At 65.0% G+C, this 22,026-nt stretch carries 21 protein-coding genes; 13 read left to right on the top strand and 8 right to left on the bottom strand.

The genetic code is table 11. The annotated features are described in order from the left end of the window. Positions 1 to 130: 130 nt before the first annotated feature. From HKW67_RS13980 to HKW67_RS13995, 4 genes are all read left to right on the top strand, one after another. Positions 131 to 1,213, top strand: coding sequence for a PEP-CTERM sorting domain-containing protein (locus tag HKW67_RS13980; RefSeq protein ID WP_171225965.1), 1,083 nt, complete (start codon positions 131 to 133; stop codon positions 1,211 to 1,213). 290 nt (positions 1,214 to 1,503) lie between these two features. After that, entirely contained in the window at positions 1,504 to 1,905 is a 402-nt protein-coding gene (locus tag HKW67_RS13985) for a hypothetical protein (RefSeq protein WP_171225966.1), read from the top strand. Between the two features lie 99 nt (positions 1,906 to 2,004). Further along, positions 2,005 to 2,322 carry a hypothetical protein gene (locus HKW67_RS13990; protein WP_171225967.1) on the top strand — a complete coding sequence of 106 codons (318 nt, stop codon included), beginning with the start codon at positions 2,005 to 2,007 and terminating at the stop codon, positions 2,320 to 2,322. Continuing rightward, positions 2,319 to 2,834, top strand: coding sequence for a GAF domain-containing protein (locus HKW67_RS13995; protein WP_171225968.1), 516 nt, complete (start codon positions 2,319 to 2,321; stop codon positions 2,832 to 2,834). The genes HKW67_RS13990 and HKW67_RS13995 overlap by 4 nt, the downstream gene beginning before the upstream one ends. A 6-nt stretch (positions 2,835 to 2,840) precedes the next feature. Here the strand turns inward: HKW67_RS13995 and HKW67_RS14000 are convergent, their stop codons facing one another. Beyond that, entirely contained in the window at positions 2,841 to 4,061 is a 1,221-nt protein-coding gene (locus HKW67_RS14000) for an amidohydrolase family protein (RefSeq protein WP_171225969.1), read from the bottom strand. Positions 4,062 to 4,230: 169 nt separating this feature from the next. Here HKW67_RS14000 and HKW67_RS14005 point away from each other — a divergent pair, with 169 nt between their 5' ends. Next, positions 4,231 to 5,199, top strand: coding sequence for an aldo/keto reductase (locus HKW67_RS14005; RefSeq protein WP_171225970.1), 969 nt, complete (start codon positions 4,231 to 4,233; stop codon positions 5,197 to 5,199). Between the two features lie 53 nt (positions 5,200 to 5,252). On the opposite strand, the gene HKW67_RS14010 is transcribed toward HKW67_RS14005, so the two are convergent. Both HKW67_RS14010 and HKW67_RS14015 read right to left on the bottom strand, forming a co-directional pair. Further along, positions 5,253 to 5,780, bottom strand: a complete 528-nt coding sequence (locus tag HKW67_RS14010) for a GNAT family N-acetyltransferase (RefSeq protein WP_171225971.1) — start codon at positions 5,778 to 5,780, stop codon at positions 5,253 to 5,255. Positions 5,781 to 5,872: 92 nt separating this feature from the next. Then, positions 5,873 to 6,319, bottom strand: coding sequence for a hypothetical protein (locus tag HKW67_RS14015; RefSeq protein WP_171225972.1), 447 nt, complete (start codon positions 6,317 to 6,319; stop codon positions 5,873 to 5,875). Positions 6,320 to 6,475: 156 nt separating this feature from the next. Between HKW67_RS14015 and HKW67_RS14020 the strand changes: the two genes are divergently transcribed. Next, complete coding sequence (locus HKW67_RS14020; protein WP_171225973.1) at positions 6,476 to 7,006, top strand: hypothetical protein; 531 nt, start codon at positions 6,476 to 6,478, stop codon at positions 7,004 to 7,006. Here the strand turns inward: HKW67_RS14020 and HKW67_RS14025 are convergent. Next, a complete protein-coding gene (locus HKW67_RS14025; protein WP_171225974.1) occupies positions 6,957 to 9,476 on the bottom strand; it encodes an AfsR/SARP family transcriptional regulator in 2,520 nt (839 codons plus the stop codon). The two genes, HKW67_RS14020 and HKW67_RS14025, sit on opposite strands and share 50 nt — an antisense overlap. 211 nt (positions 9,477 to 9,687) lie before the next feature. On the opposite strand from HKW67_RS14025, the gene HKW67_RS14030 reads away from it, so the two are divergent. Further along, positions 9,688 to 10,179 carry a helix-turn-helix transcriptional regulator gene (locus HKW67_RS14030; protein ID WP_171225975.1) on the top strand — a complete coding sequence of 164 codons (492 nt, stop codon included), beginning with the start codon at positions 9,688 to 9,690 and terminating at the stop codon, positions 10,177 to 10,179. Between the two features lie 118 nt (positions 10,180 to 10,297). On the opposite strand, the gene HKW67_RS14035 is transcribed toward HKW67_RS14030, so the two are convergent. Continuing rightward, positions 10,298 to 10,717, bottom strand: a complete 420-nt coding sequence (locus HKW67_RS14035; protein WP_171225976.1) for a hypothetical protein — start codon at positions 10,715 to 10,717, stop codon at positions 10,298 to 10,300. Between the two features lie 237 nt (positions 10,718 to 10,954). On the opposite strand from HKW67_RS14035, the gene HKW67_RS14040 reads away from it, so the two are divergent. Beyond that, the gene (locus HKW67_RS14040) at positions 10,955 to 12,109 is read left to right on the top strand and encodes a DUF2911 domain-containing protein (protein ID WP_171225977.1); all 1,155 of its coding nucleotides are present in this window, start codon (positions 10,955 to 10,957) and stop codon (positions 12,107 to 12,109) included. After that, positions 12,106 to 12,603, top strand: a complete 498-nt coding sequence (locus tag HKW67_RS14045) for a glutathione peroxidase (RefSeq protein WP_171225978.1) — start codon at positions 12,106 to 12,108, stop codon at positions 12,601 to 12,603. The genes HKW67_RS14040 and HKW67_RS14045 overlap by 4 nt, the downstream gene beginning before the upstream one ends. On the opposite strand, the gene HKW67_RS14050 is transcribed toward HKW67_RS14045, so the two are convergent. Then, the gene (locus HKW67_RS14050; RefSeq protein ID WP_171225979.1) at positions 12,566 to 13,327 is read right to left on the bottom strand and encodes a hypothetical protein; all 762 of its coding nucleotides are present in this window, start codon (positions 13,325 to 13,327) and stop codon (positions 12,566 to 12,568) included. The two genes, HKW67_RS14045 and HKW67_RS14050, sit on opposite strands and share 38 nt — an antisense overlap. 83 nt (positions 13,328 to 13,410) lie before the next feature. Between HKW67_RS14050 and HKW67_RS14055 the strand changes: the two genes are divergently transcribed. Together HKW67_RS14055 and HKW67_RS14060 are read left to right on the top strand one after the other, a co-directional pair. Next, a complete protein-coding gene (locus tag HKW67_RS14055; RefSeq protein ID WP_171225980.1) occupies positions 13,411 to 13,695 on the top strand; it encodes an Ada metal-binding domain-containing protein in 285 nt (94 codons plus the stop codon). Positions 13,696 to 13,900: 205 nt separating this feature from the next. Beyond that, on the top strand, positions 13,901 to 16,138 hold the full coding sequence (locus tag HKW67_RS14060) for a carbohydrate binding family 9 domain-containing protein (protein ID WP_171225981.1): 2,238 nt from the start codon (positions 13,901 to 13,903) through the stop codon (positions 16,136 to 16,138). Between the two features lie 169 nt (positions 16,139 to 16,307). Here the strand turns inward: HKW67_RS14060 and HKW67_RS14065 are convergent, their stop codons facing one another. Continuing rightward, positions 16,308 to 16,862, bottom strand: a complete 555-nt coding sequence (locus HKW67_RS14065; protein ID WP_171225982.1) for a cupin domain-containing protein — start codon at positions 16,860 to 16,862, stop codon at positions 16,308 to 16,310. 220 nt (positions 16,863 to 17,082) lie between these two features. Here HKW67_RS14065 and HKW67_RS14070 point away from each other — a divergent pair, with 220 nt between their 5' ends. Further along, positions 17,083 to 19,077: a HAMP domain-containing methyl-accepting chemotaxis protein gene (locus tag HKW67_RS14070; protein WP_171225983.1), complete on the top strand. Its 1,995-nt coding sequence runs from the start codon at positions 17,083 to 17,085 to the stop codon at positions 19,075 to 19,077. Positions 19,078 to 19,083: 6 nt separating this feature from the next. On the opposite strand, the gene HKW67_RS14075 is transcribed toward HKW67_RS14070, so the two are convergent. Beyond that, positions 19,084 to 20,277, bottom strand: a complete 1,194-nt coding sequence (locus HKW67_RS14075) for a TIGR03790 family protein (RefSeq protein WP_171225984.1) — start codon at positions 20,275 to 20,277, stop codon at positions 19,084 to 19,086. Between HKW67_RS14075 and HKW67_RS14080 the strand changes: the two genes are divergently transcribed. After that, a complete protein-coding gene (locus tag HKW67_RS14080; protein WP_206044430.1) occupies positions 20,276 to 22,021 on the top strand; it encodes a DUF885 family protein in 1,746 nt (581 codons plus the stop codon). The two genes, HKW67_RS14075 and HKW67_RS14080, sit on opposite strands and share 2 nt — an antisense overlap. The last annotated feature ends 5 nt before the right edge of the window (positions 22,022 to 22,026 follow it).

Genomic DNA, 22,026 nt, shown 5'->3' on the forward strand with positions numbered 1-22,026 from the left:
TCCAGCGTCAAAGCGTTGGCGTGCATGGGGTTGGGCGAGTACACGGGGGACGAGCTGAGACGGTGGAGAGACAGCATGTCGATATGCTGGCCGTATTCGCGTGTTCGATATCCCTTCTGCTTGGTCGCCTATGCGTATCTCAACTCTTCGTATTGTCCGTTCGGCCGTCGCCATCGCCGTTCTTGCCGGTCCAATGTCTGCTGCCCGCGCCGACGGCACCCCCTCCAGCTGGAACTGGCAGCTGGTCAGCGCCGGGTTCTCACCCGACGGCGGCAACGTCAATTCGTCGCTGCCATCGCTCTTCGCCGCGTCGACGTCCGACGTGTACCTGACCGGCTGCTATCGCTGCCTGTTCCGATGGAACGGCACGACGTTTTCCTCGCAGACGCAACCCGCCGGCGCAAATCGCTACACGGTAAGCGGTGCCCCCGGCAGCGCGATCTACAGTGCCGGCCAGCAGGGCTATCAGTCGGGCAATCTGCTTCAATTCAACGGCACCACATGGACGAACGTGCTCACCACCGGCGGTGAGCTGTTCAACACCTACGTCGCGCCCGACGGCGGCGTGTTCGTGGTGGGCGACGGCACGTTCTATCGCAACACAGGCATCGGCTTCAATTCCGTGAACACGGGGTTGAGCACCGCCTTCAACACGGACCGGTTGCTGGCGGTCACGGGCTTCAGCTCGAACGACGTGTTCATGGGCGGCTACAACGGCCGCATTCTGCGCTACGACGGCACGAGCATCACGTCGATGAACACGGGCGTGAACGCGGCGTTCGTGGCCATGGACGGGACATCGGCCAGCAACCTGTTCGCGGTGGGCAACAACGGCATCGTGATGTTCTTCAACGGCACCACGTGGACGCAGCTGCCATCACTTGGGAACGTTGGCTTGTTCGGGGTCAAGGCACTCGGTCCGAACGACGTGCTGGTGTCGGGCGAGAACGGTCTCCTGGCTCGCTGGAATGGTGTGAGCTGGACGACGATCAACCTCGGCACCACCAACCGACTCGGCGCCATCAGCACGCCGGATGCCGGCAAGACGCTGTTCATCGCCGAGGCTACTTACACGGATGTGCGCTTCCGCCTGGGTAGTGCGGTGTTCGCGCCCACCACCGTGCCCGAGCCGGCGACGACGGTGCTCGTTGCGCTAGGGCTGGCGGGGGTGATGGTGGTGCGGGCACGGCGGCGGGGCGTGGGCTCCGTGTGACTTCCCGGGGGCGGTGCATAGCCGCGGCTCCGTAGGTTCACGCGAAGCGCGCGAAGGGCCGCGAAGGGCGCGAAGAACAGCAAAAGAAAAGTATTGCAGTTGCTGTTCTTCGCGCATCTTCGCGGCCCTCCGCGCCCTTCGCGTGAACGAGCTGTTGCAGTTGCCGAACTGTCAGACCCCACCCGTATCCTTCCTATTCACCCCGGAGGGATATGACCCAAAGGCTCACGCCGAAGCAGCTACAGAACGCACTGCGGAAACAGCGATTCCTCAAACACGACGGCTGGACCATGACCACGCCTACCGCGAGCGCCATCGCGGTCACCAATGGCAGCGAATCCTTCAACATTGAAATGATCCACGACCAGCAGCCCGCGAGCCGCGTCGACCAAATCTGCACTGCACTCGGCCGCCTGCTGCTCACCATGCGCGACCACGAGCCCACCATGACCTGGGCCATCGCCGCCCCGCACACAGAGAAGTGGCTCGAAACACTGGAGCGGATCCCGCTGCGAGTGCTGGCCACCTTTCGGCTCACCCTCCTGCTGGTGGATCACGACCGCGTCATCGAGTACCCCAACCCGTACGAGTACGACGAGCGGGCGCTGCTCGATGGTGAGGATCTCTCAGACCTCGTGCTGGGACCGAACGCGGACGACGAGCTCGATGCGTTTCTGGATGAGATGCTGTGAGGCCAGCCACCGGGTACGTAGCCGGCTCGCAGCGTTGCCAGACACCGACGTGGTGCGTCACACGTGGTATTTCCGACAGCCCACTCTGACCGCACAGGTATGACCGATTCAGCTCCACCACCGGCGAATACCATTCCCGGATATAATCTGGTTGAGCCGTCGGAACGCGACGCGCGGGCCACCGTGCAACGGGTGTTCGGCGCCGCCAATGGTGATGCGCGCTGGACCCAGGCCTGTGAGCTGGTGAACGCTCGCCCCGGGTCCGTGGCACCGGGAGACGAACTACGCGCGGTCGCGGCCGCCCTCGGCCTTCAGGGCGGAGCCGCCGCGACGCTCGGGCGCTCCATCGAGATTCGCATTCTCACGTATTACCAGCTTCCCCTCACCGCTTCCTCGACGCCGAGCGAAACAGTATGAGTGCAGATCCACAGTACGCCCTCGAGCGCTTGCAGGAGATCGCCGAGCTCGATCTGCTCTCTGCCGACGTCGATCCGATGTTGCAAGACATTGCGCGTCAGACGGCCACGCACCTGTCGCTGCCCGTCTCGCTGATCAGCGTCGTACTCGACGACGCGCTGCACGTGGCCGGCTCACATGGACTGGACGGACTCTGGCTCGGCGAAACCCGCGGCCATCCGGTGGAGTGGTCGTTCTGCGCCACATCGGTACGTACCCGCGAAGCGTACGTGGTGGAGCGCGCGACCGAAGACGCCTATCACCGCACGAATCCATTGGTCGTGCAAGACGGTGTTCGCTGCTACGCCGGCGTTCCTCTCATCTCGTCGCGCGGCTTCGTACTTGGCAATCTCTGCGTGGTCGGGCTCGAAGAGCGTACGTTCACGGTAAGCGAAGTCGCATTTCTCCACGATATGGCAAAGACCGCAGTGGCTCGCATCGAGGAGCGTCGCACACGGGGTGCGGTGACCTAAACGCCGTTACGATCCCGTCCCCACGCGCTTGCCACCGATCCACACCGAATGCTGCTTCCGCACGTTCGAAATATTCTCGAGCGGATTGGCGTTGAGCACCAGGAAATCCGCCCACTTGCCGGGTTCCAGCGTACCGAGCTCACGGTCGATCTTCATGCAACTGGCGGCATCACGGGTAGCGGCGGCAAGCACCGCGCGAGGCGTCATTCCTGCCTCGACCATCATCTCGAGCTCCATCAATTCGAAGTAGCCCTGGAAGCGACCCATCGGACCCGTGTCGGTACCCATGGCAATGCGCACGCCGGCGTCGGAGAGTCGCTTGAGATTCCGCATGGCCACCGGCAACTGCTTCTTGTACTGCTGCGCACTGGCACTCGTGCGCATGGCTTCCATGCGCGCCGGCTGCTGCAGCGTTGCCATCCACACCTTGTTCGCGTGGGCCAGGAAGAGTGAATCGGCAAAGAATGACGGCGTGCTCTCGTACACGAACGTGGACACTTCGCGCATGAGCGTGGGCGTGTAGCACACCTTCTTCGCGCGGAGTGACGCGGCGAATGCGTCGTTCACCTCCACGTCGCGCACGCTGTGCGCCATGAAGTCGGCGCCGCTGTTCAACAGGTCGACCGCGTCGGCGAAGTAGTACATGTGCACCGCCAATCGCAGTTTGCGGGCGTGTGCCTCGTTGATGACGGCGCGATACACCTCGGGCGTCATCTTAGGGCCAAGTCCGAGGTTGTCATCCACGCGGATCTTGGCGATGTCGACGTGCTGCGCGGCCACACCTGCGACCTGCGTGCGCGCCTCGTCTGGCGTGGTCGGTGTCATGACCGGGCCTGCCAGAAATACGCGCGACACCAATGGCGATAGCGGCGCTCCGCTCCGCTGCGCCTCGCGCTGGGCGTCGCGCGCTGCGAACACATCGGCCGGCTCGCCGCCCAGCGAATACAGCGTGGTCACACCATAGGCGGCATACGTCGCCAGATCGCCGGCACTGCTGGCGTGTCCGTGACTGTTGATGATGCCGGGCATGATCACCTTGCCCGCCAAGGCCACGCGTGCGGCGCCGGCGGGGATGGTCACGCGGGCCGCCGGACCGGCCGCGATCACGCGTCCATCGCGCACCACCAGCGTGGCATCGGCGATCGGAGCGCGGTCGGTGCCGTCGATGAGCGTGGCGCCGGTGAAGGCGGTGGTCGCTCCGGTCGACGACTGAGCACCAGTCGCCACGACGGGACATAGCGCGAGAACCAACAGGGCAGCAGCGGATGGCGCGAGACGGCGGAACATGAGGAAGCCTGTTGGGGAAGGATCTGTGCATAGCCAGCGGACGAACACCGACGCACGTTACTACCCGGAACGCCCGTTCGCCCTCCCGCGCCACCCGCACCACACCACCATGATCAATCGTCGCGATTTCCTCGGCCTCTCCGCCGGACTCGGCGCCTCGCTCGGCCTCTCGCCCCGCCTGCTCGCCGCTCTCAACAGCCTGCCCCAAGGCCAGCTGCTGCAGCGCGCCATCCCCAGCACCGGCGAGATGATCCCGGTGATCGGACTCGGCAGTTCGGCCACCTTCGCCACCGTGGCGCGGGCGGAAGACGCGAGTGGGCTGAAGGCGGTCTTTCAGGCCATGGCCGATCGCGGCGCACGGGTCTTCGACACCGCGCCAAGCTATGGCGCCTCCGAGGTGGTAGCCGGTGGCATCGTGAACGAACTCGGCGTCGCCAACAAGCTCTTCTGGGCCACGAAGGTAAACGTGGCCGGTCGCGGTGGTGCATCGGCCGATCCGGCGGCGGCGCGGGCGCAGATCGAGAAGTCGTTCACGATCTTCAAGCAGCCCAAGATCGATCTCATGCAGGTGCACAACATGGGCGACCCGGCCACCCAGCTGCCCATCGTGCGTGAATTCAAGAAGGCCGGCCGCGTGCGCTACGTGGGCATCACGACCACGTTCCCGAATCAGTATGCGCAGCTCATCGAGGTCATGCGCAATGAGCCGCTCGACTTCATCGGCGTGGACTACGCCGCCGACAATCGGGACGTGGAAGACGTGATCCTGCCGCTCGCCATCGAGAAGAAGATCGCGGTGCTGGCCTACGCACCATTCGGTCGCACCAGCTTGTTCCGTCGAGCCGCAGGCAAGGAACTGCCGGCCTTCGCCAAGGAATTCGACGCCACCACCTGGGCGCAGTTCTTCCTCAAGTTCACGCTTACGCACCCGGCCATTACCGCGGTCACCCCGGCCACCAGTCAGGCCAAGAACATGATCGACAACATCGGCGGCGGTATGGGACGATTGCCCACCGCCGCGCACCGCAAGCAGATCATCGAGTACGTGGACGCCTTGCCGCAGCTGCCGGGGCGCTGACGCGCGATTGCGCTAATAAAGGATACGGCGTTTTGGTTTAATAGCGCCGTGAGCTAATCATGAACCTTTATTAGCGTTTCGGCCCGGGTGACGAACAGACAGAGCGCATCCCCGCCCGCCTGCATACGCACGATGCCGTCCTGACTCATCCCGAGTTTCTGCAGGACCCGGATCGACCCGACATTCCCCGGCGTGACGATCGCCAGGATTCGCGTCATCCCCAGTCTGTCACGGGCGTCGGCAACGATCGCGGCCGCCGCTTCGAACGCGTACCCCTGCCCGCGATACGCCGGCAGGAAGGCGAATCCGATGTCGACGTCGGGCAGGGCGTCTCGCTTGAGCAGCCCGCACATCCCGATCGGCACGCCGCTCTCCCGCAGCGACACGCGGTACAGGCCGAACCCGTTCGTCGCGTACGACGCCATCGGTCCGTTCTCGAGATAGCCGCGCGCGTCGTGTACGGTGCGCACACCGCGATCGCCGATGTAGCGCAGCCAATCGGGGTCAGTGAGCAGCTCGACGATGAACTCGGCGTCGCTGTACGTGAGCGGGTCGAGTGTGAGGCGTTCGGTGGAGAGCATGCGCTGATCCTGCGGCCCACGCGCGAGCACCGCAAGCCACGTTCACCCGATCAGTTCGACGTCATCCGCACGACGTTGTCAGATCGACGTTGTCAGCTCGTAGCAGCGTTGCCGGCCACGACCTGCACGCACACGACACCGGTTTCCTTGCCCGGCACCAAACCTTCGCCCGGCAGTGATTCGGTGATGCCCGCCGGCAAGACGCGTTCTCGCACTCGCGTAGCGGGGGTGCCGAGTGAATCGGCCGCGAAGCGAAACCGCAGGTCGCGTTCGCTACGATTGCGCCACACGATCTCGTAGCTGCGGAACTGCACGTTCCACACGAGGGCGTACTGCAGGTTCGGTTGAGTGGCCACGCCGCGCCATACCGTGACCTCGGGCTCGTTCAGCTGCGATGAGGGAACGCTCGCGCACCCCGCCACCGACCCTGGCGCAAAGGCACTCGCACCGAGCTGCATCTCCCCAATACTCGAACCGCCGACTACCGCGGCCGCCGCCAGCACGATGCCGGCAAGGGCCGCCTTCTGACTCTGAGACATCTATGACTCCGGTACGAATGTATGGAGTCTTGCGATATCGAGGCGCGCCGGAAATTGGCAGTTCGTCCTATACAGCACTCATGCATATGGAGCGCAGAATTGGGTGTGCGGCACGGGCGTGCGGCACCCTCCACACTCTCTCGCGAGATCGCCTGCATGTCTGACGAAGCCGGAAGTACTCCGCCACGTAACGCCATCACCGCCGACGACCTGCGGCGCGTGGCCGAGTGGGCCGACGGCGTGCGCGGGGGCGAGTACCGGCTCAGCATGAACGCCCCACTGCCAGGCGGCGGCACGGGCTTCGGCCTGGAAAGGATCGACGGCAATGCCAGTCCAGTCGGCGAGATCATCATCAGCACACCGCAGCGCGTGCCCACGAAGAAGTCGCCACCCGTCTTCATGCTGGTCGATCCCGCCACCGGCGAGAACATCCGCGTCGATACGAAGAAACATGACGCGATCTTCTGGGGTGAAGTCTCCGCCGAGAAGTTCTTGATTCCGTACTACACACGATTTCTGGATGACGCCGGCATGCAGAGCTTACGCGAGGCCATCGCCGATCCGGATGTCATTGCCATCGCGCACGACTATCCCACGTTCCTCGACGTGGCGACCTCGAGCCGCGGCTTCGAGCCGCTCAGCGAGTGGGCGACGCGGGACCGATCACGTCCTCCGCAATCGACCTGAACAACGGTGCGCTCGCCAGAATCCGTCGCGTCACCGGGCGCGTGGCGACCATCGTGCGAAGCAGTTGCACGGCCTTGGCGCGATCGCCCAGCATCAGGTGTACGTACGCTTCATCGAACAGCAAATCGGTTTGCAACACGGGATCATTCGCGACCAGCGCGCGAGCTCGCGCCAATCCTTCTTGGGCGCGACGTACATCCCCGGCGCGCGCCGAGATCGCCGCGGCAACGGCGTTGCGGTAGGCCTTCGCATATGCCATCTGTGAGGCGCGAGGCGTCAACGCGGCCATCGAATCCATCGTCGCCACGATCCGCCACGCCGTCTTGTCGTCGCCGTTCGTGCGCGGCAGTTCGCGCATGACGGTGAGTTCGCACAGTCGGAACTGATAGTCGTCGGGGAAACTCTCGCGGCCTCGCGTGCACCACATGTTGGCGTCCTTCGGATTGCCCGCCGTGAGCGCACTGCCGAACAGCACGAGATAGGCTTCCTGGCCGTTCTCGAGGAATGCGTCGTACTCCACCGCGCGACGCGCCGACGCGACGGCCGTGGCCGACTGTCCGCGCAACAGCTGCAACTTAGACACGGCCAGCCACGCGTCGGCTTGCGACGGCTCCAACTCCAATGAACGGCGCAAGTCACGATCCGCCTGCACGCGTCGTACGGTATCGGCGGCGCCGCCGACGACGGCCTGCGCCCCCGAGGCATACAGCATGCCTCGCACGGTGAGCGCTTGCGCGTTGTCGGGGGCGAGCGCCACCGCCGCGCTCGCATAGCCAACGCCACTGTCGGCCAACATGGCCCGGCGCGCATCGGTGGTAAGACTCGCACGCGCCTTCATCACGCGCGCCCGCTCCACCCACAACGCCGCCCACGTTCCGTCCTGCGCAATCGCGCGCACCAGCAGCGAATCCGCCGACACCAGCAGCTGCTCGGCCGATTCGCGATCGAGTGCGTATCCACTGCGGATCACCCCTTCAGCATCTTCCCGTGAGCGCGCGGCCGTGACCAGCAACTTGCGCACATACGGATCGCGCGTGGCCTCGTCGGCGTCGCGCACCAACACCTCGCGTCGCAGCCGTCGCGTTAGGGCATCGGCCGCGAAGCGCACGATGTCACCCTCGAGTTGCAACGCGTCGACGATCGGTCGCTCGTACACACTCGACGCCACCTGATCGCGCGTCGCTGCATCGAGCACACGGACCGTGACGCGCAGTCGGTCGTCGCGCGACTCAAAGGCGAGGTCGACCAGCGTGCCGAGTCGACGCATGGCAATGAGCGAGTCGAGTGAAATCCGCCCCGACTCCATGGCGCGCACTTCGCCGGTGCTCGCGACGGCGAAGGCGTTGACGCTGAGCTGATTGGTGACGCCGTTCGTGAGCGCTTCCCGCAGGAAGCGCAGCGACGTATCGCGCGACGCCAGCGACTGCGAAATGATGGCCACACGGGCCACCTCGCTGCTGGCCGCCGGTGCTGGCGTGCGCTGTTTCCGCCCACCGATCGCCACGGCGGCGATCGCCACGGCGGCGATCAGCGCCATCGCCCCCACCGCCCGCGGCAGGGCACGTCGCCGGCGGAGCGCACCGGGGCCGGCCGACTCGTTCGGCGCCGAACTTGGTGCCGACGGCGATCCCGCGGCGACGGGCACCGCGTTCGCGATCGATGAAGTGGACGACGGCGTGGCTGTGGGCGTGGCGGCAGCAGCCGGCGTGGCCGACGGAGCCGCTGCGGGCTTGGCGGTGCCCGAGACGGGCGTCGCCGCGGCCGCACGGAGCGCCCGTTCCACGTCGACCACCTGCCGGTCAGGGAGAATGCCGAGGTCGGCCTCGAGAAGCGCCCGGTGCACGGCGATCACGCGAAGTCCCTCGGCCCGGTCGCCGGCCCGGCCGAGTACCGTGGCCAACCGGGCGACGGCCAGGGCGGAGCAGCCGTCGATCTCGACCGCGCGTCGCCAGGCAGCGATGGCGAGTGGGAGCTGATCCGCCGTTTCCGACCGCCTCGCTGCTTCTATGAAGAGGCCGAGCAGGATCGTCCGCACCCGTTCGCGCTGGGTGTCGACCCACATGGAAAAACCCGGGGCGTTTTCCAGATACCAGCCATCCAGAAACACGCCGACGGGAATGCGCAGCAGGGCTTCGTCGTCGCGGCGGGCGTCGGCGTCGATGATACGGTCGAGGTCGCTCGGTACCACACTCGGGTCGAGCTCCACTTCGTCCCCGACGGAGCGAAGGGCGTTATCGCCGAGTTCGCTGCGAAGCTGGTAGAGCGACTCGGAGAGGAGCTTCCGGCCGGCCTCCGCCTGGGCGTCCTCCCAGAGGAAATCGATGAGACGTTCGCGGGTCAGCCGGCGCTTGGGAGAGCTCGAGAGGAGTACGAGCAAGGCGAGCCGACGCCGGTGCGCCGCCTTTCCACTCACCGGTTGGCCGTTCAAGACCAGCCGCAAGCCGCCCAGCAGCTGCAACTCGTGGTTCACCGGCGCCGGGTTCGACAGAAAAACGCCTCATTGGTCGAGTTCGATCCCCGGCCGAGAGCGGTCCGAGAACAGGTTGAGAGGCAGGAATATGGTACTCACGTCACCAGAGCGCTGGTCCGGCGCCACAACATTTTCCCCTCTGAGCATTCTTTCCATGCGCGCCTCAGCGACTGCTCTCCACCAGTCCATCACCAGTCAGCCCCCGTGCATCATGGTGGCCCCGCTTGCCGCGGCGGGGGTGCCCTACGGCGTCTTCGATGCGCTGTCGGGAGAGCTCTGGTGGGCCGAGTCAGCGCAGGGTCTGATGTCGCGCAGTGAGCAAGGGGAGCTGGAACGGTATCTGAGCTCGGTGGCCCACGGGAGTTCCGCCGTCCACGCCTGCGTGGTCGGGGGTCGCCTGGAACCCGTTGGCGTGCCCCGCGTCCGGCTCGCGATCAGTGCGCACCCGGAGGTGAGTTCAGCCACGGTCGTGGTGCTCACCCCACGTCCCGCGGCGGCGCACGGACTGGCGATGGACCGGCTCAGCCTCCGCGAGCGCGCGGTGGCCGAATTGATCGCCCGAGGCGAAAGCACCAAGTGCATCGCCGCCGACATGGGCATCAGCGAGCACACCGTTCGGCGGCACACCGAGCACCTCTTCACCAAACTGGGCGTCCGCACCCGCGCCGCGGTGGCCGCCATGGTGGCCGCAACGACCGCCTGACCGACCAGCGACCGACCAGGCTCGTATTGATGTGAATTCTTTCAGTGAACGCTGCCGGCGAGTTCTGTAACTGAATGAAGTGCTTCTATTGAGTTCCCTTGAGTTCCCCTTGAGTCCCCTATCGCTCGGTCTTCAGGTCGACGAGCTGCGCCAGCAGATCATCGTCGTCGCGCGTGGGCTCCCCCCAGCTCTCGTGCACGGCCATGTGCTCGAGCCACCACAGGCCGGTGGCGGAAAGCATGGTAAAGCGACCGCCGGGCGCCGTCCGGACCATCAACGACGGCTCGCCCGTGCACGCCCCACCATGCTCACGGGCATTGCGCGCAATAATCCGCTCGGCCTCGGCCCGGTGATCACCTTCGCGCACCCAGGCGAACCGCGGCGGGGATTTGGGATCGAATCGCATGGTGGTGTGGCTGAGGTTTGCGTAGGGTCCGCAGGTTTCGGGTAAATCCCAGCACGCGACGGCGAGTTCCTCGGCATGCGCGAGTTCCTGAACAGCCAGAACACGGATCTGAAGAGTGATGGCACGGGTCACACAGATAAGCGAAAGGCGTGTTTGGCTTATCTGTGACATCTGCGCCATCCATTTTCAGATCCGTGTTCTGGCTGTTGCCGTTCGCTGTTGCCGTTCGCTGTTGCCGTCCGCTGTTGCCGTCCGCTGTTGCCGTCCGCTGTTGCCGTCCGCTGTTGCCGTTCGCTGTTCGCCGTTGCCGCGGAACCGGTCCGGCGCATATTCCCCGTGAGCCCCTTCCCACCGACTCAAGTCCAACTCATGCGACTTTTCGTAGCTACACTCGCCGCCGGCACCGCGCTGATCAGCGCGACGTCGGTTTCCGCCCAGTCCGCCTCGCTCGTGTACCGGCTTGGCAAGGACACCGTGGCCATCGAGCAGTTCACGCGCACGGCCACCGGCATGACCGGGGAGATGGTGCAGCGCTCGGGCGCCGCCGTGGCGCGCTACCAGTACACCATCACGCTGTCGAAGAACGGACGGCCGTCGTCCGCGTCGATCAAGCGGTTGAACGCCGACGGCTCGTTGCCGCCGAACGCGCCCAGTGACACGCGCTTCACCGTGACCGCCGACTCCATCGTGCGCGAAGCCGTCTTCGCCGACAGCACACAGCGCCGCGCCTTCGCGGCCAAGCAGGCGATGATCAACTTCCCGACGTTCATCTACGGACCGACCGAGTTGCTGGCCGGTATCGCCAAGAGCGGTGGCGCAGCGGATTCCCTTCCGGCGCTCGGCGCGGTTGGCAATCTTGGCGTTACCGGAATCTCGCCTGCCGGTGGTGACAGCGTGCGGATGCGCGGTGGCGCCTACGCGATGATTCTGCGCTTCGACGCGACCAACAAGCTGCAGCGGGTGGATGGCTCGTACACCACCAACAAATCCATCGCCACGCGCGGCGCCGGCGGTCTCGACATCGCGGCGATCGCCAAGAGCATGAAGCCCACCGGGACGCTGTCGCTGCGCGAAACGGCGCGCGGTGCATTCGGACAGGGCGGCATCGTGCTGATCGACTACGGACGACCGTCGGTGCGCGACCGCACCGTGTGGGGCGGCGCGTTGGTGCCGTTCGATACCGTGTGGCGCACCGGCGCCAACGATGCCACTCACCTGTTCACGTCGCGCACGCTCACCATGGGTGATCTCGTCGTGCCGCCGGGGGCCTACACGTTGTTCGTGCAGCACACGCGCGCCGGCACGTTGCTCATCGTGAACAAGCAAGTGGGACAGTGGGGCACCATCTACTCAGCCACCAACGACCTCGGACGGGTTCCGATGCAGATGACGGCCACACCAAGTCACGTCGAAGAGTTCACGATCGTCGTGCGATCGATGGGCCCCACGCGCGGCGCGATCGAGATGTCATGGGGACCGAGCATGGTGAGCGTGCCCTTCACCGCCACCGCGGTGCGGCCATGAGCACGCTGTCGGATTTCACCGTCACGTCGGTGCTAGGCGAGCCGATGCCGCTGTCGTCGTTGGCCGGCGGCGTCACGCTGGTGGTGAACGTGGCGAGTCAGTGCGGACTCACGCCGCAGTATGCGGGCCTCGAAGAATTGTATCGCAGCTACCACGCGCAGGGCCTCACGGTGCTCGGCTGCCCGTGCAATCAGTTCGGCGGCCAGGAGCCGGGTACCGAAGAGACGATCGTGCAATTCTGCAGTACGCACTTCGATGTCACCTTCCCGCTCACGTCGAAGCTCGACGTGAATGGGGACGATGCCGACGCGCTCTGGCAGTGGATGAAGAGCGAGAAACCCGGTCTGCTGGGGAGCACGTCGATCAAGTGGAACTTCACCAAGTTTCTGATCGGTCGCGACGGACGCGTCATCGAGCGCTTCGATCCCACCACACTGCCGAGCGATATGATTCCCGCTATCGAGCGCGCGCTGAAGCAAGACGCGGGAGCATAAGCAGGACCGCACAGAGTGTGTTGATCGCGATGGCCAGCAGCATGGCGATCGCGAGTGACTCGCTGATGCGCGTGAGGTGACGCAGCGCGTCGCGCCATCGCGGCACGACGCTGCTGTCCCACACGAAGGGTGCCACGTGCTGAAGCACCCACCAGAGCAGCGCCGTCGCCAGCAACGCGGCGGCGCTCCAGATGGCCAGCGTGACGACACCGCGCCACGTACCGCGCACGTCGGACGCGCTCAAATGCATCGAGCCGCCCACGGAAATGCTCACGTAGGCGAACAACGCCCATCGCCACATCGGCACGTCGTCGACCTGCCAGGCCGATACACTCCACGTCGATACGCTCCACGCAACCGGCGGCGTGAGCCCGAGTAGCCGTTGCGCCGCAAACAGAATCACGACGGCTCCGACCACCAACGGCGCGATACCGATCACGACGGTGCCCACGCGTTGATACGCGCTTGTCGGGTCATACGAATGCTCGACCGAGCCAAGTGCGCCGTCGGTGGCCTGCGCGTCGAACCATTTCACGCGATGCACGCGATGCCGGAACAGCACACAGGCGATCACGTGACTGCCTTCGTGCACGATGGTGCCGAGGAGTCCGAACAGGTAGAGCTGGAGGCGACGGCCAAAGAGTCCACTGGACTGCCGCGCCAGGAACTGCGCCGACCAGTGCATCGCGACGAGCAGGAGGACGGGGGCGAGGAGCGGAATCATGGTCGGAATCACCGAGGGCAACATAGCTGGGTCCGCACCCCCCCCCGCTGACGCCCACCCCCCGATCCGCTACCTTTCCCCCAATGGAAACGGAAAAGCTCTACACCCTGATCGGTCCCGACGGCTCGCGCGTCACCGGCACCACCAAAGGCACCCTCGGCGGATATCGCAAAGAACGCCGCTACGGCCGCCTGGACTGCAAGGCCGCCCGCCGCGCTCTCGCCAATGGCGCCCTGTACGCCCAGCAGCGGGTGTTCTTCGCTGATGAAGCCACCGCCGTTGCGGCCGGATACCATCCGTGCTCGGTGTGTATGCCGGTGGAGTACAAGAAGTGGCGAGCGGCCGGGGGCCACTCCGCCCGCCCGTAAGACGAGTCCTGTGCCGAGTGTGGAGTGACCCAGTACCCAAAACACACGGCCTCGAACTGCAAGCCAAGAGCCCACAGCGCGATGTTGGAACAGCGTGCTGTGGGCTCTTGGGCTTGGGGTAATGGGTAGTGGGTTTTGGGTAATGGGTTTGCCGGGACGAGCATATAGTCCCAGCATCGGTGAGACCCGCTGCGTAGTGTCGAGTATGCCTCACCACTCGACGCCGCGGCGTTTTTCGTATCTGTCACTCGCCGCCGCGCTGCTGTTCGCCGCGACTACCGCTCGCGCGCAGGGCCCGGGCCTCGACCGCGCACCCACTCCGGTCAATCCGGAGCTGGTGGCCCGGCCGTCGTTCCGCGCCACACGCACCACGACCCCCGTCGTCGTGGACGGCACCCTCGATGACGCCGCCTGGGCCGCCGCCCCCGTGCTCACCGACTTCGTGCAGCAGCTGCCGAGCACCGGGTATCCCGCGCTCTTCCGCACCGAGGTGCGGGTACTCTACGACGCCACCAACCTGTACATCGGTGCCGTCAACTACGATCCGGAACCGCAGAAGGCGATTACGGTCGGACTCGAACGCGATTTCGTGTCGTCGAACAGCGACATCTTCGGCGTTGTGTTCGACACCTTCAACGACAAGCGTAATTCGTTTCTGTTCCTGGTGAATCCGAAGGGTGCTGTGCGCGACGAGCAGACGTTCAACGACTCTCGCAACATCGTTGAAGCGTGGGACGGCATCTCCACGGTCCGTACGCGGCAGCGCGATTCGAGCTGGACACTCGAGATGACGATTCCGCTCAAGACGCTGCGCTTCGATGCCTCGCGCGATCCGCAGACGTGGGGCATCAACTTCATCCGTCGCGTGCGTCGCGTGAACGAGACGTCGTACTGGGCGCCGCTGGAACGGCAGTATCGTGTGCATCGCATGTCGAAGGCCGGCACGATGGAAGGCATCACCGGGCTCAAACAGGGACGCAACCTGCAGATCAAGCCGTACGCGCTGGCCGGTAACTCTGTGGGTGCGCAGGTGCCGAGCGGCTCGCTGGGCAGCAAGGCTGACATCGGCGGTGATCTCAAGTACGGTGTGACGCCGTCGCTCACGCTCGACCTCACCGTCAACACCGACTTCTCGCAGGTCGAAGTCGATCAGCAGGTCGTGAACCTCACCCGCTTCGGCATTCTGTTTCCTGAGCGTCGCGAGTTCTTCATCGAGAACTCCGGTTCGTTCACCTTGGGCGACGTGGCCGAGCGGAACTACCGGATGGGCGCGTCGCTGAGTGATTTCACGCTGTTCAACTCGCGTCAGATCGGTCTCACGAAAGACGGACTACCCATTCCGATCGCCGGCGGCGGTCGTCTCACCGGTCGCGTGGCCGGCTGGGAAGTGGGATTGCTCGACATGCAGACGCAACGTGCTGGCACGAGCCCCACCGAGAACTTTGCCGTCGCCCGCGTACGCCGAAACATCTTCGGCAACTCCGACATCGGACTGCTCGCGGCCAATCGTCAGGCTACTGACAGCAGCGGAACGTACAATCGCTCCTACGGCGTCGACGCGAACATCCGCTTGCTGGGCAATCTGATCATCAACTCGTATTTCGCCGTGAGTGATGCAGACACCGCCAGCTCCGATGGCACCGCCGGGCGCGTCTCGGCGGCGTACCGCGGGAAGCTCTGGAATACGTCGGCGATGTACAAGCGCGTGTCCGACAATTTCGACCCCGGCATCGGCTTCGTGAACCGTCGCGGCTTTCAGCAGCTGTACGGCACGACGGGCATCCACGCACGACCGAAGCTCAAGCTGATTCAGGAGCTCAATCCGTACGTCGAAGCCGACGTGTACACGGATCTCGATGGCACCGCGCAGTCGCACAACCTGACCGCCGCACTCGACATCTTCTTCCAGCCCGACGGTGAACTGAAGCTCGAGGTGAATGACTGGTTCGACCGCCTCGACCGCGCCTTCACACCATTCCCTGGACGGTCGATTCCGATCGGCCGCTACAACTTCCGCAACGCGAAGGCCACCTACACCTCCACGCAGCGCTATCCGGTGTACGGCAACGCCAGCGTGCAGGTGGGCGATTTCTACAACGGCACCAACACCACGCTGAGCGGTGGACTCACCTGGCGCCCGCGCTACGACATCAGCTTCGAAGGCACGTATCAGCACAACGACGTCGCCTTGCCCAGCGGCGCCTTTGCCGCCGACCTGGCTGGCGTGCGCCTGAAGTACGCGTACTCCACCACGCTCTTCGGCAGCACCTTCGTGCAATACAACACGCAGTCACGCAGCTTCGTGACCAACGCGCGGCTGGCGTGGCGCTACGCACCGCTCAGCGATGTGTTCCTCGTGTATACCGAGCGGCAGAATACGTTCACGAACGTACGCAACGAACGGTCGGTGGCGATCAAAGTCACGCGCATGGCGGCGTTTTAGCAGCGGCAACAGCAACAGCAACGGCAACGGCAACGGCCAGAACACGGAGATCACGGACTACACGGAAAGAACACAGATAAGCGAAAGAACTTTCTGCTTATCTGTGTTGGTTCGGTCAACTCTGTGTGCTCCGTGTTCTGGCAGTTAGCGATCTCGCCCCAGCGCACCGCTAGCGGATCGGTTCCGGTGCGTCAGCGTAGCGCGCGTACCGGCCGAGCAGGCGGCCGATCGCCACCAGCACCGGAAATACCAGCCGCTGCACCGGCGCGGGAACGGCGAGCATCGTGAACTCGCTGCGGTAGCGACTCGTGAGATAGGCCGCGTCGAACACGTTGGGCATGTCGCCGCCGCTGCGTCGCGACGATGCGAAGATCTCGCCCAGGAAGTACTCGATGTTGTCGGCCGGATCGATGTAGCCTGAGCAGACCAGGTCGTCGTCACCGGCGTTCCAGAAGCGGTGCGCATCGCCCGCCATGAACGCTACCGTTTCCCCCGGCCCGGCATATTCGGCCGGCTGCCCAGGGCGCTGATAGCCGATCCGACCGCGCACGACGGTGAGGACCTCAGACTGGCGATGATGCACGTGCATCGGCGGTCCCGCGCCAGGAGCGACGACGTTTTCGACTTCGAGCCGGTCGCCGGTCTCGCTCGGCACACGTCGGAGAAAGGTGAGGCGCTCGCCGGCACCGTTGTCGATGGTGTGAGGATAGACAAAGGTTGTCATGGGTGATCTCGGAGTAGGGAGGAGGACGCCTTACGCCCCTCTCTCCCTACGCGACCACACCACACCGGCGTTTCATCGACCGCGGTCCTCGGCTGGTGGACGCCGAATTCGAGTCGGAGCACCGGTTGTCCAGTTATTGGACATTTCAGCGAAAAGAGGGCCTTGGCGCCCGATACGAGACAGTATCTCGGAGCCCCACCCTCTTTCGGAGTCGTTCGACATGCAATGGCTGAATAACCTGAAAATCCGCGCCAAGCTTCTCACCATGATGGGCGTGTCGCTGGCGCTCACCGTAGTGGTTGGTGGCTTTGCCCTGTGGCGAATGAATGCCGTGCATGCTGAAGGGGTGAACATCTCCAGCGTGCTGCTGCCCAGCGTGAAATACATCGGCGAAGTGTCGGCAACGGCACGCGAGATACAGTCGCTGCAGTTCCAGCACATTGCCATGCCCGACGACGCCGGCATGAATGACATTGAAACTCGACTGACGACCGCCTTCGCCGATCTCGAGGCCTCGAAGAAGAGTTACGAGGTGTTGCCGGCTACTACCGAAGAGACGGCCGCCTATGCGCGATTCAACGCCGCGTGGACGACCTACATCGCGCCATGGGAGAGCATCCGGCTCCTGTCGCGGGCGCAGAAGGCGCGCGAGGCGAATGGCGCGCTCACCAGCATGCTTGACGAGTACCAGGTGGTCGACCAGGAACTGATCGCGGTGAGCGAGATCAATGCGAAGGGGGCAACCGCCGCTACGGCGAAGGCCGCAGCGATCTACGCCCAGTCGAAGTTGTTCGTCATGCTCGCCGTTGCACTGGCGGCGATCCTTGGCATGGCGATGGCGCTGGTCGTCTCGGGACGCATTGCGAAGACCGTTTCGCTGCTGGCCGAGCGCACGCAGTCGTTGCGTCATGCTTGTATCGCCGGCACCCGTCGCGGCCTTTCGGCCATGGCGGTCGGCGACCTGAGCGTCTCCGTTACATCGACGACCACCACGATCAACAACACCGACGGCGACGAGATTGGCGATATCTCGCGGGCCGTCGACGCTATCATCGGCGACATCCAAGAGACCATCGCGGCCTTCTCCTCCACGCAGTCGACGATTCGCACGGTCATCGGCGAGACGCAGATGCTGGTCGACGCGGCCATACGTGGAGATCTCGTGAAGCGGGCGGACGCGCAGCGTCACCAAGGGGCTTTCCGGCAGCTCGTGGAAGGCATGAATGGAACGCTCGCTGCCGTCGCCGCGCCGATCGGTGAGGCGAAGTCGGTGCTGGGTCGCCTGGCCGACAAGGACCTCACGGGCCGGATGTCAGGGAGCTACGAGGGTGATTACGCCGAAATGCAGTCTTCGATCAATCTGGCGATCGAGAATCTCGAGAACACGATCACGCAGGTCGCGACCGCGTCGGATCAGGTGGCGTCGGCGAGCACGCAGATCACGGCCGGCGGACAGTCGCTCGCTTCCGGCTCGAGCGAGCAGGCCGCGAGCCTCGAAGAAGTGTCGGCGAGTGTGCAGGAGTTCGCCACCATGGCCAGACAGAGCGCCGTCAACGCCACGGAAGCGCAAACGATGTCGATCGATGCACGTACGAACGCCACGGAGGGCGCTGCCCGAATGCAGCGCCTCACCGAGGCCGTGAATGAGATCAAGCAGTCGAGTTCGGAGACCGCCAAGATCATGAAGTCTATCGAGGAGATTGCCTTCCAGACAAACCTGCTCGCGCTCAACGCAGCGGTTGAAGCAGCTCGAGCGGGCGATGCTGGCCGTGGCTTTGCCGTCGTGGCCGAAGAGGTTCGCTCGCTGGCCATTCGGTCAGCCGAGGCGTCGAAATCGACCGCTGAGTTGATCGAACGTGGATTGGCCAGCGCCGAGCGCGGCGTCTCGCTCAATGCCGAAGTCTCGCAGAGCTTCGGTCGTATCAACGATCAGGTCGAACGCGTGGCGGAAGTCATGGCGCAGATCGCGTCAGCGGCCAATCAGCAGGCCAGCGGCGTGTCGCAGATCAACGTGGCACTCGAGCAGCTCAATCAGGTCACGCAACAGGTGGCCGCCAACGCCGAAGAGAGCGCGAGTGCGGCGGAGGAGCTGAACAGCCAGGCGGCATCGCTCAACGATACCGTGTCGGCGTTCACGCTGGCGTCGGACGCGACGGGATCATCGCGACGGAGTTTCTCGGGCGGGCGGTCGCGAGGTCGTTCACTCGCCGCGTAGTCATGATTACGGGGCGAAAGACGGCTCCTGAAACATCGCGTACGGAGCGCAGAGCGGATCGCCAATGACGAGATCCTTCCAGAGCACCATGTACGATGCCGCATAGAACGACTCCGCCAAGGTGGCGCCTCGTACATAACGGTCGAATAGGATGTCAGGATTCGCCAGCGCCAACGTGAAGGGCTCACTCACGTACCCCTTCACGCCGGTCACACCCTGCGCGATCAGATCGACGATCCGACTCTGCCCACCCTTCACGGGTCCGAAGGTGCGCGCGCTGGTGGACACGAAGGTCTCGGCCAGCGCGCCGGGCAGGAAACGCACCTGATGATATGCCGTGCTGTCGAAGCGAGAATCGTTACTGCCCCAGCTCACGTAGCCCATAACCGCCGCTGGCGGCGCGACGAATCCCGACGTCGTGTCGATCTGCACACCCACCCCGCGCTGGCCAAGGCGGAACGCCGCGCGGTACAGCAGTAGGTTCGTGGTCGCGTAGCCGTCCGCGCCACGCCGCGGCGGCATCGCGTCGAAGTAGAACGGACCCGGCGCCGGTCGCGCGGCGATGGAGCGATCCACCAGCGCCAGGCAATCCGCCACGCGACCGCAGTCCAGCCGCGTGACGAGATAGATGCCGTACCGGTCGCTCGCAAACGGTCCGTCGGCGTTGTAGTACGGATTGCGGTAGCGTGACAGCCACACGCTATCGAGTCCGACCATAGGCGGAATCGCGAGGTGCATCCCGGACAGCATCGCGTCCACGCTGTAGCCGTTCTTGCGCGCCACCCGAATCGGGACACCGGTCGTGAGCACGATGAAGTCGATCCGTACCGGCAGCGCCTCGATGGCCGCGCGGACTGGTGACACGAGACCAGTCTGGAAGGCGATGTCGCCGATCTCATCATCGAGCGGCAGCGCCAGCCGCACGATGTGCGACGGATCGATGCCTCGACGCTTGGCGTAGTAGCGTCCCACCGAATCGCTGGCGGCACTGCGCGTATTGATGACCACCAGCACGCGCTCGGCGCCCGTGGCCGGCGCACGCTTCGCCACCCGCGGGGCGGGGGCGGCACACGCCGCCAGAAGCAGGCTGCCGACAAGGCGCACGAGGGGTCTGAGTCGCATCGCATGGACGATGCGGCGGCGCACGGCGTTCCAGTAGGGTCGCGTGCGAGAAATCCGTCCCGCGGTAAATTCGCTCATGCTCTCTTCCCGCCTCCGCCCCGCCATCGCGGCCGTTGCCACAGCCGTCGCATCAGCGGCCGTGCTGGTCGTGCCGCCGTCCGTGCTGTACGCGCAGTCGGCCTCGGCCTCAGGATCGGCTTCGCCGAGCCGCAGCTATCCCCAACTGCTGACGCTGTTCACCGAATGGCGCACCTTTGAGGAGCCACCTCGCCGCGACGGCATTCCCGACTACGCGCCGGCCACCAATGCGCGCCGGCTGGCGGCCCTGCGCGCGCTGCAGGGGAGGCTGCAGTCGATCGACACCACCGGCTGGCGCGTGCCGGAGCAGGTCGATTGGCATCTGGTGCGGGCCGAAATGAACGGCATGCAGTACCACCTCACCGTACTCCAGCCGTTCTCGCGCGACCCGGCGTACTACGCCTCGGTGCGCACCGAGGAAAGCGATACGCCTGCGGAAGAAGGACCCACGATTCACGGCGCCATCCGCCTTTGGCAGTATCCCGTGTGGCCGCGCACCGTGCTCGATCAGTCGCGCGCGCTCAATGCCGACGAATCGCGCCGTCTCACCGCACAGCTGAACACGATCGCCCCGCTGTTGCGCCAGGCGCGAGTGAATCTGGCCAAGGGCAACGCGAAGGACCTGTGGGTGGGCGCCGTTCGCACCTTCGAAGAACAACACGAGGCGCTCGGCACCCTTTCCTCTCTCGTGAAGGTCAGCAATCCAAACGACGCGGCGCTCAACGCGGCGATTGCGAGTGCGTCGAGTGCGACGGAATCGTTCACCGGTTGGCTGCGCTTCGAGGCGCCCAAGAAGACCGGCGCGTCAGGCATCGGCAAGACGCAGTACACCTGGTTTCTGAAGAACGTGCTGCTGGTGCCGCTTTCGTGGGAGGAGGAAGTCACGATCACCCGTCGCGAGCTCGCCCGTGCCCACGCGTCGCTACGTCTCGAGGAAACGCGCAACGCCGCGCTCCCGCCGATGCCTGTGGCCGGTTCGGCCGCCGAGTTCGCGACCATGCAGGCCGAGGCGCTGCCGCGGTACATGCAGTTCTTCCGCGACAAGGGCATCGTGACGGTGGAGCCGTGGATGGAGCGGGCACTGCGCGAACGCTTCCAGTCGTACTCGCCCGAGGCCACGCGCAACTTCTTCTCACAGGCCACGCACCGCGATCCGCGTACGCTGTGGACCCACCTCTGGCATTGGTGGGACAACGGCCGGTTCCGTGAGCATCCGCATGCGAGCCCGATCCGTCGCACGCCGCTGCTGTACAACGTGTGGATGAGCCGGGCCGAGGGCATGGCCACATCGATGGAAGAGTGGATGATGCAGGCTGGCCTCTATGACCAGTCGCCGCGCTCACGCGAGATCGTGTGGACGATGCTGGCCGCGCGCGCCGCGCGTGGACTGGGCAATCTCTACGCGCACGCGAACACCCTCACCATGGCGGAGGCGGCCGACATGCACGTGCGCTGGACGCCGCGCGGCTGGATGCGTCGCGATCCGCTACTTGGCTTCGAGCAGCACCTGTATCTCCGTCAGCCGGGCTACGGCGCCAGTTACATCACCGGTGGTCGGCTCATGGAAGAGACGATGGCTGAGCGCGCACGGCAGCTTGGCAGCGACTTCACCATGAAGCGCTTCTTCGATGAAGTGAACACGGTGGGCATGATCCCGGTGTCCCTCGTGTACTGGGAGCTCACCGGCGACAGCCGCATGGTGCGCGAGCTGCGAAGCGGGAGCGGACCATTGCCCTTTCGGTAGGTAAT

This window comes from Gemmatimonas groenlandica (assembly GCF_013004105.1).
GTDB lineage: Bacteria > Gemmatimonadota > Gemmatimonadetes > Gemmatimonadales > Gemmatimonadaceae > Gemmatimonas > Gemmatimonas groenlandica.